The organism is Agreia bicolorata, from assembly GCF_000938265.1.
GTDB classification, from domain to species: Bacteria; Actinomycetota; Actinomycetes; order Actinomycetales; family Microbacteriaceae; genus Agreia; species Agreia bicolorata.
In genome coordinates, this window is the sequence record NZ_JYFC01000001.1 from 1 (window position 1) to 14,101 (window position 14,101).

Here is a 14,101-nt window from a genome sequence, read left to right on the forward strand (position 1 = left end):
CTCCCGCGTCGCCGCGAGACTCCTCGCCCTCGCCGCCGGGATCTGGCACAACTGGCTCATCAATGCCCCCGCCAAACGCTCCCTCATCGCCTACGACCACTGAAACGAATCGGACTCACTCATCTAGACCCTGCGAGACGCAGATACGACCGACCTCATCGCACCATCAGTGCCTATGCTTCCAAACGCGGCGAAATCCAATTTCACCGGCCATCGACCTCGAGGGATACGGACGGTCCAGGCCGCTTCCAAGGGGCCGCCGTGTCTCTTGCCCGAAAACAAGTCTGTTCCGTCTCAGGATCATTGAGATGATCAGGACCGTCTGCCTTATATCGCAGGACAAGTGCTGCTCTGGCATCTGATCGATCCAATCTACTGACCGAGGTTCTGCACTGAAAAGCGACGCCACCTGTTCATCTCCAGATCCGATGCTTGTCAGCCCAGAGGTCATTCGCCACGTATATGACCGCCCACCGCGAAGCGGACTTTGGCCTCCCACGTGTTCCCATCTGACCTCGAGAGTCTCGACGGCCGCGTGCGCAGCATCCGCTGCGGTCAGGTCCCTGTATGTGCTCCACTGGAGATCATCCGTGCCGTTCCGAAGATCGAGCGCCTGAGCCGCGTCGCCGATGGCTCCGCGGAGGCGTTCAGTGATCGTCTTCTGACTGACGAGAGGAGGTCGATCCGTGGTCGGCTGACCCGAGGATTGCGGCGTGCAGTATAGAACCGAGTTGACTCATCAACCGCATAACAGTGAGTCGTGCCGTAGACAGGAATCAGATCGATCTCCACCCCGGACGCCTCACTTGTTCAGGACACTACTGTGCCAGACCCATCGCGTCGGGCACCCGGTCGAGGCGGCTGCGGCTTCTGCCGGGAGAGTTCTCCGCCCAGTCGGCCACCGAACGGCCGCCCGTGGTCGGCGAACTCCGCCCGGAAGTACCCGAGCCGCCACGCGCCGAGTTCGATGCGTGCGCCCGTGCGCAAGACACGACCGAGCGGACGACGCGGGGAATCCCGATCGAGGAGCGGTATGTCGCCGGGCGTCTCGGAGTTGAGCCTCAGGGTGTACTCGTCGTCGGCGGTGTGCGTGATGGTGGCGTGCACGGGTTCGAGCCCGTCGAGTTGCAGATCGGCATCGGGACCAGAACCGATGACCGTCACTCCGTCGAGGAGCTCGAATTCCTTCGGCGGTGATCCATCCCAGTTCTCAGAACCGATCACGAAGATCAGCCGAGGTCGACCGGATCCGGGTGCGGCGTGGGTTGTGGTCGGACGAAACCGAGCGCGACGGTCGAACGTCGGCAGGAGAGGGAGCAGCGTCGATGGCGGAAGGGCAACGCGTCGTGCGGCATCGGCGCGACGCATCAGCAGCGATGTGACGACGCCCGGCTTACCCAGGCGGATATGCGGTGAGCCCGAGGCGACTCGCTGCGCGATCGACGTCTTGACGGAGCCCAACTCCCCCACCATGCCCGTAGGACCGGACAGCTGAACGGTCACGCCCCGACGGGCGAGCCCACCGGCGAGATCCCGGATGCGTGCCAGCGACACTCGCGTGCGGTCCACGAATGCTTCGGGGCGCGACACGAGAATCTCGATGGTGGAACCGCCGGCAGTGATCGAGCCCTCGATGGTGTTGCCGTCACCGTCGTCGAGCTGAAACGTCAGGTCGATGTCGAAACGGATCGATGCGGCCATGATCGTCAGGAGCGGAGCGGGTCTGAGCCGGGCGCCTGGTCGTCGCTCGTCGTGATTCTCAGGGTTCCGTTGAACTTCCAGATTGCTCTCGGGGCGTCCGGGCCGATGTCTCGCGGCACTTCGACGACCATGTCGACAAAACTGTAGTTGACCGCGGCGCCGCGGCCCGTGAGATACGACCACATCTCTCGTCCGAGATCCGTCCAGTCACCGATCGTCTTGCCATCGGGGCCGGTGGATGCATTGGACGGTGTTGCTCCGCCATGAACTTCGTCGTTCGATGTGTCTGTCATGTGCTGACACTATGCCGGGTAGACGAGGGGCGACAGAGCTGAGGCCGACCATTGCCAGAAGCAGGGTCGAGGTGTAGGGCCCGAACACCCGAAACGCCTCCTCGCGATGATCGCGAGGAGGCGCTTCGTGCAGGCGAGATGGTGAGCTCTAGCTCTAGACGACCTCGGCCTTGGAGGGGTTGTGGGCTGACCCAACGACATGGATACGCATGTCGTTCGTCGTGCCCGACTTTCCGGGAGGGGATCCGCAGATGACGACGACCTTGTCGCCCGCCTCTGCCAACTCCTTGCTGAGAAGCACCTCGTCGACCTGCACCATGAGCTGGTCGGTGTGCTTGACACGCTCTGTGAGGTACGACTCGACGCCCCAGGTGAGGGCCATGCGGTTGCGGATGCCCTCTTCAGGAGTGAGCCCGATCATGGGGATCTTCGAGCGGAGGCGCGACATACGACGCACCGAGTCGCCCGACTCGGTGAAGACGACCACGAACTTCGCCTCGACGAAGTTGGCCACCTCTTCGGCGGCCAGCGTGACGGCACCGCCCTGAGTGCGCGGCTTCGTGCCGAGCGCAGGGATGCGGTCGAGCCCGTGAACCTCAGTGGACTCGACGATGCGCGCCATGGTCTGAACCGTGATGACGGGGTACTCACCGACGCTGGTCTCGCCGCTCAGCATCACCGCGTCGGCGCCGTCGAGAACGGCGTTCGCGACGTCGGACGTCTCTGCGCGGGTGGGGATCGGGCTGGAGATCATCGACTCGAGCATCTGCGTCGCCACGATGACGGGCTTGGCCATACGACGCGACAGCTCGATCGCGCGCTTCTGCACGATAGGAACGGCCTCGAGAGGAAGCTCGACGCCCAGGTCGCCGCGAGCCACCATGATGCTGTCGAACGCGTCGATGATCTCTTCGAGGTTGTCGACGGCCTGAGGCTTCTCGATCTTGGCGACGACGGGAACGCGGCGGTTCTCCTCGGCCATGATCTCGTGCACACGCTCGACGTCTTTTGCGTCACGAACGAACGATAGGGCGATCAGGTCGGCGCCCAGCTTCAGGCCCCAGCGCAGGTCGGCCTCGTCTTTCTCCGACAGGGCCGGCACGTTGACCGCGACGCCCGGGAGGTTGATTCCCTTGTTGTTCGAGACGTTGCCCGCCACGATGACCTTCGTGGTGACCGTGCGGTCGTCGGACTCGATGACCTCGACCTTGACCTTGCCGTCGTCGATCAGCAGGAAATCGCCCGGCTTCACGTCCTGAGGCAGGCCCTTGAATGTTGTACCGGAGAGCTCTTTCGTTCCGAGCACGTCATCGATCGTGATGGTGAAGATGTCACCTTCGTTGAGGTAGTAGGGGCCACCTTCGAACTTTCCCAGGCGGATCTTCGGACCCTGCAGGTCGACCAGCACGGCGACAGCTCGACCCGAGTCGGCTGCAGCCTGGCGCACGGTGGCGTAGATGCCCTCGTGCACGTCATAGGTGCCGTGGCTCAGGTTCATGCGGCAGACGTCGACACCGGCGTCGATGATCGCCCGGATGTCTTCGTAGCTTGAGGTTGCCGGGCCGAGGGTGGCGACGATTTTTGCGCGTCTCATCGTGTAGTGGTACTCCGTGTTCTCTGCGCCCAAGCAGGGCGCAATCGGGATCAGTGGCTGAATCGGATGAAGGATGGAACGGGGTGGAAAGCTAGATCGAGATCGAGCGGTCGGTGGGCTTGACGGGGAACGGGAGTTCCGTGGCACCTTCAAGGTACTCGTCTACGGCCGATGCCGCAGCACGTCCCTCAGCAATCGCCCAGACGATCAGCGACTGACCTCGACCGGCGTCGCCGGCCGCGAAGACACCGGGCACGCTCGTCTGGTAGTCGTTGGCGCGGCCGACTGCTCCGCGATCGTCGAACTGCGTTCCGAGCTGACTGGTGAGGTCGGCGTGCTCAGCACCCGTGAATCCCAGAGCCAGAAGAACCAGGTCGGCCGGGATCTCACGCTCCGTGCCCGCCTTGGGCACACGTCGACCGTCGACGAACTCTGTCTCGGCCACGCGGATTGCGCGCACCTCGCCTGACTCGTTCGACAGGAACTCGACCGTTGAGGCGAGGAACTGCCGCTCGCCGCCCTCTTCGTGGGCGCTGGAGACCTCGAACAGGGTGGGGAACGTCGGCCAGGGCTGATCGGGTCGGCGTTCGCTCGGCGGCTGGGCTCCGATGGCCAGGTTGGTGACCGAGCGGGCTCCCTGACGGTGGGCCGTTCCGATGCAGTCTGCGCCCGTGTCTCCGCCGCCCAGAACCACCACGTGCTTGTCTTCTGCCGTGATCTGGTCGGCGATGGTGTCGCCCGCGCCGATCTTGTTCTGCTGCACCAGGTAGTCCATGGCGAAGTGCACACCGGAGAGGTCGCGGCCCGGGATCGGAAGGTCGCGGGGAACGGTCGCGCCGGTGCAGACGATGACGGCATCGTAGCGAGCCCGCAGGTCGGCCCAGGAGATGTCGACGCCGATGGTGATTCCGGCGCGGAATCGTGTGCCCTCCGCCATCATCTGGTTCAGCCGCTGCTCGAGCTGCTTCTTCTCCATCTTGAAGTCGGGGATGCCGTAGCGCAGCAGCCCGCCGATGCGGTCGTCGCGCTCGTAGACGGCGACGGTGTGGCCCGCTCGGGTCAGCTGCTGTGCTGCGGCCAGGCCGGCAGGGCCCGATCCGACGACAGCGACTGTCTTGCCGCTCAGGCGCTCGGGCGGGTGCGGCTGCACCCATCCGTTGGCGAAGGCCTGGTCGATGATCGAGACCTCGACCTGCTTGATGGTGACGGCCGGCTGGTTGATCCCGAGAACACAGGAACTCTCGCAGGGCGCCGGGCAGAGTCGACCGGTGAACTCCGGGAAGTTGTTCGTGGCGTGCAGACGTTCGATCGCCTGTCGGCCCTCGCCGCGGAACATCAGGTCGTTCCACTCCGGAATCAGGTTGCCCAGCGGGCATCCCTGATGGCAGAACGGGATGCCGCAGTCCATGCAGCGGCCCGCCTGACGGCGAAGCTCGGACGGATCGCCCTGCTCGTAGACCTCTTTCCAGTCCATGAGCCGCACCGAGACCGGTCGTCTCTTGGGCAGCTCACGCTCCTGAACCTTCAGGAATCCCTTGGGATCAGCCACCGGTAACCTCCAAAATGCGTCCCCAGACGATTTCGCCGTCGGGGTCGAGTCCTTCATCGACGGCCGTCTGCCTGGTCTCCAGCACCGCGGCGTAGTCGCGGGGAAGAACCTTGACGAACTCCGTCACGGTCGTGTCGAAATCGGCCAGCATCGCCGCGGCACGCGTCGATCCTGTCTCGAGTTCATGACGGGTGAGGAGATCGCGAACGATCTCCGCGTCGGCGCTTCCCAGAGGAAGCAGAGACAGCTCGCCGGTCGCGAGCGAGTCGCGGTTGACGCTCTCAGTGCGCAGGCGGTGGATGTAGGCGGTTCCGCCGGACATGCCGGCGCCGAGATTGCGGCCTGTCGAGCCGAGGATCAGCGCCAGGCCACCGGTCATGTATTCGAGCGCGTGGTCGCCGACGCCTTCGACGACGGCGGTCGCTCCGGAGTTGCGGACGAGGAAACGCTCCCCCACGATTCCGCGGATGAACATGCTGCCGCGAGTTGCTCCGTAGCCGATCACGTTGCCCGCGATCACGTTGTCTTCCGCCGCGAACTGGCTCCGGCGGTCGGGTCGAACGATGATCTGCCCGCCCGAGAGACCCTTGCCGACGTAGTCGTTCGAGTCCCCCTCGAGTCGCAGGGTGATTCCCGACGGCAGGAAAGCGCCGAAGGACTGACCGGCCGAACCCAGCAGCGTGACCTGGATCGTGCCCTCGGGAAGCCCGGCCTCGCCGTGCTTCAGGGTGACCTGGTTGCCGAGCATCGTTCCCACCGCGCGTTCTGTGTTGCGGATCGGAAGTGTGATGGCGACGGGCTCGCCGAGCTCGAGTGCTGACTGCGCTTCACGGATGAGGCGGTTGTCGAAGTGCTTCTCGAGCTCGTGATCTTGCTGGCGCCGATTCGAGCGCGGCTCGTCATCGGCGAACTCCGGTCCGACGAGGATCGGGCTCAGGTCGAGACCGTCAGCCTTCCAGTGCTCGATCGCGCCGTTCATGTCGATCAGTTCGTGGTGTCCGATCGCCTCTTCGAGCGAGCGGAAACCGAGCTCGGAGAGGTACTCGCGCACCTCTTGCGCCAGGAACTCGAAGAAGTTCACGACGAATTCCGGCTTTCCGGTGAAGCGGGCTCGGAGTTCGGGGTTCTGCGTCGCGACTCCGACGGGGCACGTGTCGAGGTGGCAGACACGCATCAGAATGCAGCCTTCGACGACGAGCGGCGCCGTGGCGAAGCCGTACTCCTCCGCACCGAGCAGGGCGCCGATGATCACGTCGCGGCCGGTCTTCATCTGGCCGTCGACCTGAACGACGACTCGGTCACGCATACCGTTGAGCATCAACGTCTGCTGCGTCTCGGCGAGTCCGATCTCCCACGGGGTTCCCGCGTGCTTCAGCGAGTTCAGCGGGCTCGCGCCCGTGCCTCCGTCGTGGCCGGAGACGAGCACGACGTCGGCGAGAGCCTTGGTCACGCCCGCGGCAACCGCGCCGATGCCCGACTGGCTGACCAGCTTGACGTGCACGCGGGCCAGCGGGTTGGCGCGCTTGACGTCGAAGATCAGCTGCTTGAGGTCTTCGATCGAGTAGATGTCGTGGTGCGGGGGCGGTGAGATCAGTCCGACTCCGGCGGTCGCATGACGTGTGCGTGCGACCCAGGGGTAGACCTTGGTCGGAGGGAGCTGGCCGCCCTCACCGGGCTTCGCTCCCTGAGCCATCTTCAGCTGGATGTCGGTGGCGTGCGTCAGATACATGCTCGTGACGCCGAAACGGCCGGATGCGACCTGCTTGATCGCACTGCGCCGGCGCGGGTCGAGGAGACGGTCGGTGTCTTCGCCGCCCTCTCCCGTGTTCGACTTGGCACCGATGGAATTCATCGCGATCGCCAGCGTCTCGTGGGCCTCCTGCGAGATGGAGCCGTAGCTCATGGCACCGGTCGAGAATCGCTTGACGATCGACTCGATCGGTTCGACCTCGTCGAGGGGAACAGCCGGGCGGGCGCCGTGGCGCAGCTTGAAGAGTCCTCGCAGAGTCATGAGATTCTCTGCCTGCTCGTCGATCAACCGCGTGTAGTCGCGGAAGATGTCGTAGCGACGGTTGCGCGTCGAATGCTGCAGCCGGAAGACGGTCTCGGGGTTGAACAGATGCGGCGGACCTTCTCGGCGCCACTGGTACTCGCCGCCGGTCGCGAGCGGTTCATGTGCCGACGCCGCCTCGTCTTCGGGATACGCGGCGCGGTGCCTGCTGGCGCTTTCGGATGCGACGACGTCGATTCCGATTCCACCCAGCTTGGTGGTGGTTCCGGTGAAGTACTCGCGCACGAAGTCGGTTCCGAGGCCGACGGCCTCGAACGCCTGTGCGCCCGCATAGCTCGACACGGTTGAGATGCCCATCTTGGACATGATCTTGAGAACGCCCTTGCCGAGCGCCTTGATGACGTTCTTGACCGCCTTCTCCGGAGTCAGACCGGTCAGGCGACCACTGCGCACGAGGTTCTCGCAGGTCTCCATGGCCAGGTACGGGTTGACCGCAGATGCGCCATATCCGATGAGGAGGGCGACGTGGTGCACTTCGCGCACGTCTCCGGCCTCCACGATCAGGCCGACCTTCATACGGGTCTCCTGGCGGATGAGGTGGTGGTGCACCGCAGAGAGCATCAGCAGCGACGGAACGGGAGCCAGGTCTTTGTTAGAGTCCCTGTCTGAGAGCACGATGAAGGCGGCGCCGTCATTGATGGCCTGATCGGCCTCGCGGCACATCTCGGCGATGCGCTCCTGCATGGCGAGCGGCCCGTCTTCGACCCTGTAGAGACCCCGGATCGTCGTTGTGATGCGACTGCCGGAATGGGGATCGATGTGCTGGATCTTCGCAAGTTCGTCGTTGTCGATGACCGGGAAGTCGAGAATGACCTGGCGCGTGTGCTCGGCAGTCGCGGCGAGGAGATTTCGCTCGGGCCCGAGTCCGAGGCGCATCGAGGTGACGACCTCTTCTCTGATCGAGTCGAGCGGAGGATTCGTCACCTGCGCGAACTGCTGCGTGAAGTAGTCGAACAGCAGTCGAGGCCGTTCGCTCAGCACGGCGATGGGCGTGTCCGAGCCCATGGCGCCCAGCGGCTCAGCGCCGTTCTTGGCCATCGGCATCAGGAGGATGCGAATCTCCTCCTCGGTGTAGCCGAAGGTGCGCTGACGCCTGGTCACAGACGCGGGCGTGTGCACGATGTGCTCGCGCTCGGGAAGGTCGCGGAGGTTGATGCGGCCCGCATCGAGCCATTCGGCGTAGGGCCCGGTGGCGGCGAGTGTGTCCTTGATCTCCTCGTCCTCGATGATGCGACCGGCGGCAGTGTCGACGAGGAACATGTTGCCGGGACGCAGACGTCCCTTGCGCACGACCTTGGCAGGGTCGACGTCGATGACGCCGATCTCGCTGGCCAGCACAACGAGGTCGTCGTCGGTCACCAGGTAACGTCCGGGACGGAGGCCGTTGCGGTCGAGAGTCGCTCCGACGAGGTCGCCGTCGGTGAAGACGAGCGCGGCGGGGCCGTCCCATGGCTCCATCAGCATCGAGTGGTACTCGTAGAATGCCCTGCGTTCGGGATCGAAGTCGGTCTGGTTCTCCCACGCCTCGGGGACCATCATCATGATGGCGTGCGGAAGCGATCGACCCGCGAGGGTCAACAGTTCGACGACCTCATCGAACGACGCGGAGTCGCTGGCCCCGGGCGTGACGATCGGCAGAAGCGGCGTCAGGTCGCCCATGACCTCCGACTCCAGCTGGGACTGGCGTGCGCGCATCCAGTTGCGGTTTCCCTGCACGGTGTTGATCTCGCCGTTGTGCGCCATCATGCGCAGTGGCTGGGCCAGAGGCCATGACGGGAAGGTGTTGGTGGAGTAACGCGAGTGCACGAGCGCGAGCTTCGAGGCGAAGCGCTCGTCGGAGAGGTCGGGATAGAAGGGCTCGAGCTGGAGCGTCGTGACCATGCCCTTGTAGGTGAGGGTTCGCGACGAGAGCGACATGAAGTACACCTCGAGCTCACGTTCCGCTCGTTTGCGCAGGCGATAGGTCAGTCGGTCGAGGACGAGTCCGCTGAGGGGAGCGCCCTCGGCGTCGTGGTTGACACTGCAGACGAAGAGCTGCCAGATCGCCGGCATCGCGGCGCGGGCGAGACGACCGAGCTCATCCGGACGGATCGGCACCTCGCGCCATCCGAGGATGCGCAGATCCTCGGACTCGGCGATGTCGGCGATGCGCGACACGATCGTCTCTCGCTCGGACGGATCCGTCGGAAGGAACGCGTTGCCTACCGCGTAGTGGCCGACCGGAGGAAGCTCGGCCGGGCCGACGGCACGGAGAAACTCGTCCGGGATCTGCGTGAGGATTCCTGCACCGTCGCCCGTTCCGGCGTCGGAGCCGATCGCGCCACGGTGTTCGAGATTGCGAAGCGCGCCGAGGGCGGTGTCGATGATGTCGTGCCCTGCCGTGCCTCGCAGAGTGGCGACCATGGCAAGGCCGCAGGCGTCTTTCTCCGCTGCGGGGTCGTACAACCCCTGTGCTGCGGGGACGGAACTGAAACGGGAATGCGGGGGCTGCTCGGACCGTGGCTGCTGGGACAAGGAAGTGCCGTCCTCTACGTGATTACTTAAGGATCTGGGACGCCGCTGGCCCATGAAGGGAAATGCCGTGATGCCCTGTCGGGTCGTGTCGGCTGTAGGGGTGTTCGGAAGCTGAGGACGCGAGTTGCGCGACTGTCATGTTCAGTTCGTGGATTTCGCACCGACAACGCTTGTGGCGCCTGATGCGACGGGTTCTTTCTCGGGAGAATCGGTGGCTCCATCGCCCCTGAGCTCGTCATCCGAGTAAGTGTCGCTCGATTCTACCCCAGCACCCGCGGGCACCCACTCTGCGCCCGGTCGGTACGGCCCCGGTTCCGCACCGGGGTGCTCGCGGCGCTGGATCAGAATGATGAGAAGGCCGACCAGAATCGCGGCCCATGCTCCCCAGACATTGGTGCGCACGCCGAAGAAGATCTCGCTCGGATCGACGCGCATCGTCTCGAAGACGGCGCGGCCGATGCCGTACCAGATCAGGTAGACGCCGAAGACCTTGCCCCACTGCAGGTGGAGCTTGCGCTCGAGCAGCAGGATGACGGCGACGCCGGCCAGGTTCCAGATGACCTCGTAGAGGAAGGTGGGCTGGAACAGCGTGCCATCGGCGAGACCCACCGGGATTGCGTCGTTCGGCTGCGGGATCTCGAGACCCCACGGCAGATCGGTCGGGGTGCCGAAGAGCTCGTGGTTGAAGTAGTTTCCGAACCGACCGGCAGCCTGCGCGAGCAGCATGCCCGGCGCGAGGGCGTCGGCGAAGGTCCAGAATCGGATGCCGCTCAGTCGGCACCCGATGTAGGCGCCGACCGCGCCTCCGATGAGCGAGCCGAAGATCGCGATGCCACCCTCCCAGACGGCGAAGACCTTCCACCACTCGATGCCCTCACCGAAGTAGTCGCCCGGGTGCGTGAGCACGTGGTAGATGCGCGCCCCGATGATGCCGAAAGGGATCGCCCAGAGGATGATGTCGAGCACAACGCCCGGCTCGGCTCCACGCGCGGTCAGCCGACGCGAGGTCAAGATGGTGGCGAGCACGATTCCCGTGAGGATGCAGAGCGCATACGCGCGAATCTCCAGCGTGCTTGCATACTGCGGAAGCCCGAGGCTATGAAGCCACCCGGTGAATCCGCTGATGTCGATACTGAAGCCCTGCCACGTAGGGCTGGGGATGCTTGTGGGGGCGAAGACCAACGGTTTCGACCTTTCATCGTGTTGTGCTCATGCGGAAGTCTGTTCGCTCGCCGAAGCGGGAGTTCAGACGTAGAGGGGCTGATGCTTATTGTAGGACGGAGGGAGAGCCGGTCAGCGACCGGTGCCGGTGGCCAGTTGCGCGGCGAGGCGGGCCACCCCGTCGACGCCGTCTTCGGCAAGCGCGCGGACGAGCGCCGACCCGACGATGGCGCCGTCGGCATAGCCCAGGATCTCGGCGATCTGCTCCGCGGTAGAGACGCCGATGCCCACGCAGGCGCTGGTTGATCCGACGGAGCGCAGGCGTGCGACGAGCTTCTCTGCTGCCAGGCCTAATTCGGCGCGCGCACCCGTCGTTCCCATCGTGGAGACCGTGTAGACGAATCCGCGGCTGTTCTCGACGGCAAGACGCAGACGCTCGTCTGTCGACGTCGGCGCGGCGAGGAAGACTCTGTCGAGACCGGTTCGGTCACTCTCGGCCAGCCAGTCGGCGCCGGAGTCGACCGTGAGGTCGGGTGTGATGAGCCCGGCTCCCCCGGCGGAGCGGAGGTCGTCTGCGAATCGCGCGACGCCGTACTGCACGACAGGGTTCCAGTAGGTCATGAGCAGAATGGGCGCGTCGACCCTGGCCCTGATCTTCTCGACAGCCGTGAAGGCGTCACGAAGTCGGAAGCCCGCGTCGAGAGATGCCTGCGTCGCTTTCTGGATGACCGGGCCGTCCATGACCGGATCGGAATACGGGATGCCGAGCTCGAGAACGTCGACACCGTTCTCGACCAGTGCGACGGCAGCGTCGATGCTCTCATCGAGAGTCGGAAAGCCGACGGGAAGGTAGCCGATGAGGGCTCCAGCTCGCGACCGACGGCTGGCCTCGATTGCGGATGCGACGGGAGACTCGATGACGCCGATGGCGGTCATGCGCCGGCCCCGGCATCCAGAACGCCGAAGTAGGCGCCCGCGGTCTCGACGTCTTTATCTCCTCGGCCGGACAGGTTCACGAGGATGGTCGCCTTCTCACCCAGCGTGCGACCGAGCTCGATAGCGCCGGCGAGAGCGTGTGCCGATTCGATGGCGGGGATGATGCCCTCGGTTTGGCAGAGCAGCCTGAACGCCTGCATGGCGGCCGCGTCGGTGACCGGCGTGTAGGTGGCGCGGCCGATAGAGGCGAGCCACGCGTGCTCGGGACCGACGCCCGGGTAGTCGAGGCCGGCCGAGATGGAGTGGGAGTCGATGGTCTGGCCGTCTTCGTCTTGCAGCATGATGCTGCGCGATCCGTGCAGCACGCCGGGGCGACCCATGGTGATGCTGGCCGCGTGGCGCAGCGTGTCGACACCGTCGCCGCCGGCCTCGAAGCCGTGAAGTGCGACCTCGGGGTCGTCGAGGAACGCGTGGAAGATGCCGATTGCGTTCGATCCGCCGCCCACGCAGGCGACCACGGCATCCGGCAGCGACCCGGTCAGGTCGATGACCTGCTGACGCGCCTCTTCACCGATGATCTTGACGAAGTCGCGCACCATGACGGGGAACGGATGAGGGCCGGCAACGGTGCCCAGCAGGTAGTGCGTGTTCTCGACGTTGGCGACCCAGTCGCGGAAGGCCTCGTTGAGTGCGTCTTTCAGAGTGCGTGTGCCGGTGGTCACGGGGATGACCTCCGCTCCGAGGAGTCGCATGCGGGCGACGTTCAACGCCTGCCGCTCGGTGTCGACCTCGCCCATGTAGACGACGCACTCCATGCCGAAGAGAGCCGCGGCGGTCGCGGTGGCGACGCCGTGCTGACCGGCGCCCGTCTCGGCGATCAGTCGGGTCTTGCCGATGCGCTTGGCGATGAGGGCCTGCCCGAGCACGTTGCAGATCTTGTGCGAGCCTGTGTGGTTCAGGTCTTCTCGCTTCAGCAGAATACGGGCGCCACCGGCGTGCTCTGCGAAGCGAGGGACCTCGGTGATGATCGAGGGCCGCCCCGTGTAGGTGCGGTGCAGCTCGGTGAGCTCGCGGTGGAACTCGGGGTCTGCCTTCGCGTCGTCGTATGCGGCGGAGAGCTCGTCGAGAGCAGCGATGAGCGACTCCGGCATGAACCGTCCACCGAACTCGCCGAAGAACGGACCCTGCTCATCGCGCAGGTGGGTGGGGGGCGCTTCTACGGTCATGAGGTTACGCTCAGGAATTCTGTGAGGGTCTCGCGAGGACTGCCATGGGTGACCAACGCCTCTCCGATGAGCACCACGTCGGCGCCAGCCCGGCGATAGTGGGCGACATCGGCGGCGGTCTTCACCGCGGACTCCGCGATGCGGATGGTGCCGTCGGGAATGCTGCCAGCGAGCCGACCGAAGAGGTCGGGATCGAGCTCGAACGTGCTGAGGTTGCGTGCGTTGACACCGATCACGCGGGAACCGAGATCGATTGCGCGGCTGAGTTCGTCGGCCGAGTGCGTCTCGACGAGCGCGGTCATGCCGAGCTCGGTGATGAGCGCGTGCAACCGTACGAGCGTCGCCTGGTCGAGCGCGGCGACGATGAGCAGAACGAGGTCGGCACCCGCGGCGCGCGCCTCGAACACCTGGTACTCGAGGCCAATGAAGTCTTTGCGCAGAACCGGGATGCCGATTGCCGCGCGCACGGCGCGCAGGTCGTCAAGTGATCCGCCGAAGCGGCGACCCTCGGTGAGCACACTGACGGCGCTCGCGCCGCCCGCCTCGTATTCACGGGCGAGAGCCTGAGGATCGACGATCTCGGCGAGGGCACCTTTGGACGGGCTCGAGCGCTTGATCTCTGCGATCACCTTGACGTGCTCGGCGGGTGCAAGAAAGGAGAGCACGTCGAGGGGCGCGGGCGCGGAAAGCGCGGCGGCTTCGACAGATGCGAGACTCGCGCTCTGCTGTCGTGTCTCTGCATCCTCGATTGCGCCGGCGAGGAGCTGTGCGAGCACCCTCTAGTGTCCTTTACCGGCGTAGCGCGGGCTGTAGGCGCCGAAACCTGCGACGGCCAGCACCTTGCCGAGGATCGCGCCCACGACGAGAAGACCGGCGGACGCCCAGACGAGCCACTGCACGTCGAAGAAAAAGGCGACGGTGCCGATGCTGAAAGCGATCAGCATAACGATCACAGCGGTCCAGGCCGCCGGCGAGTGACCGTGTCCCGGTTCTTCAGATACGTTGCTCATGGAACTCCTCTTGTTCGGGGTCAATAGTAGTCGAAACGAATACGCG

10 protein-coding genes and 1 pseudogene are annotated in these 14,101 nt (G+C 65.1%); 1 reads left to right on the forward strand and 10 read right to left on the reverse strand.

Annotation, left to right across the window (positions count from 1 at the left end; all coding sequences use genetic code 11):
• Positions 1–103, forward strand: a pseudogene (locus tag TZ00_RS19550) (IS982 family transposase); the annotation flags it as partial.
• Positions 104–810: 707 nt separating this feature from the next.
• On the opposite strand, the gene TZ00_RS00005 reads toward TZ00_RS19550, so the two are convergent.
• From TZ00_RS00005 to TZ00_RS00050, 10 genes are all read right to left on the reverse strand, one after another.
• A complete protein-coding gene (locus tag TZ00_RS00005; protein ID WP_044438344.1) occupies positions 811–1,701 on the reverse strand; it encodes an FHA domain-containing protein in 891 nt (296 codons plus the stop codon).
• Between the two features lie 5 nt (positions 1,702–1,706).
• Positions 1,707–1,994 carry a hypothetical protein gene (locus TZ00_RS00010; protein WP_044438346.1) on the reverse strand — a complete coding sequence of 96 codons (288 nt, stop codon included), beginning with the start codon at positions 1,992–1,994 and terminating at the stop codon, positions 1,707–1,709.
• 154 nt (positions 1,995–2,148) lie between these two features.
• Positions 2,149–3,588, reverse strand: a complete 1,440-nt coding sequence (pyk, locus tag TZ00_RS00015; RefSeq protein WP_044439185.1) for a pyruvate kinase — start codon at positions 3,586–3,588, stop codon at positions 2,149–2,151.
• Between the two features lie 91 nt (positions 3,589–3,679).
• Positions 3,680–5,137 (reverse strand): glutamate synthase subunit beta, encoded by a 1,458-nt coding sequence (locus TZ00_RS00020; protein WP_044438348.1) that lies wholly within the window; start codon positions 5,135–5,137, stop codon positions 3,680–3,682.
• The gene (gene gltB / locus TZ00_RS00025) at positions 5,130–9,776 is read right to left on the reverse strand and encodes a glutamate synthase large subunit (protein ID WP_084605820.1); all 4,647 of its coding nucleotides are present in this window, start codon (positions 9,774–9,776) and stop codon (positions 5,130–5,132) included. The genes TZ00_RS00020 and gltB overlap by 8 nt, the downstream gene beginning before the upstream one ends.
• Positions 9,777–9,863: 87 nt before the next feature.
• Positions 9,864–10,847 (reverse strand): prolipoprotein diacylglyceryl transferase, encoded by a 984-nt coding sequence (gene lgt / locus TZ00_RS00030; RefSeq protein WP_044439186.1) that lies wholly within the window; start codon positions 10,845–10,847, stop codon positions 9,864–9,866.
• Positions 10,848–11,015: 168 nt separating this feature from the next.
• Positions 11,016–11,819, reverse strand: coding sequence for a tryptophan synthase subunit alpha (gene trpA / locus TZ00_RS00035; RefSeq protein ID WP_044438354.1), 804 nt, complete (start codon positions 11,817–11,819; stop codon positions 11,016–11,018).
• Complete coding sequence (gene trpB / locus TZ00_RS00040) at positions 11,816–13,045, reverse strand: tryptophan synthase subunit beta (RefSeq protein ID WP_044438356.1); 1,230 nt, start codon at positions 13,043–13,045, stop codon at positions 11,816–11,818. Before trpB ends, trpA begins: the two co-directional genes overlap by 4 nt.
• The gene (gene trpC / locus TZ00_RS00045; RefSeq protein WP_044438358.1) at positions 13,042–13,821 is read right to left on the reverse strand and encodes an indole-3-glycerol phosphate synthase TrpC; all 780 of its coding nucleotides are present in this window, start codon (positions 13,819–13,821) and stop codon (positions 13,042–13,044) included. Before trpC ends, trpB begins: the two co-directional genes overlap by 4 nt.
• Positions 13,822–13,824: 3 nt before the next feature.
• A complete protein-coding gene (locus TZ00_RS00050; RefSeq protein WP_044438359.1) occupies positions 13,825–14,055 on the reverse strand; it encodes a DUF6704 family protein in 231 nt (76 codons plus the stop codon).
• Positions 14,056–14,101 lie beyond the last annotated feature (46 nt).

Excerpts from the sequence above, each read along its gene's own strand:
- TZ00_RS00010 (WP_044438346.1), bottom strand. The coding sequence starts at position 1,994 with ATGACAGACACATCGAACGACGAAGTTCATGGCGGAGCAACACCGTCC.
- trpA (WP_044438354.1), bottom strand. The coding sequence starts at position 11,819 with ATGACCGCCATCGGCGTCATCGAGTCTCCCGTCGCATCCGCAATCGAG.
- TZ00_RS00050 (WP_044438359.1), bottom strand. The coding sequence starts at position 14,055 with ATGAGCAACGTATCTGAAGAACCGGGACACGGTCACTCGCCGGCGGCC.
- TZ00_RS00005 (WP_044438344.1), bottom strand. The coding sequence starts at position 1,701 with ATGGCCGCATCGATCCGTTTCGACATCGACCTGACGTTTCAGCTCGAC.
- gltB (WP_084605820.1), bottom strand. The coding sequence starts at position 9,776 with ATGGGCCAGCGGCGTCCCAGATCCTTAAGTAATCACGTAGAGGACGGC.
- pyk (WP_044439185.1), bottom strand. The coding sequence starts at position 3,588 with ATGAGACGCGCAAAAATCGTCGCCACCCTCGGCCCGGCAACCTCAAGC.
- trpB (WP_044438356.1), bottom strand. The coding sequence starts at position 13,045 with ATGACCGTAGAAGCGCCCCCCACCCACCTGCGCGATGAGCAGGGTCCG.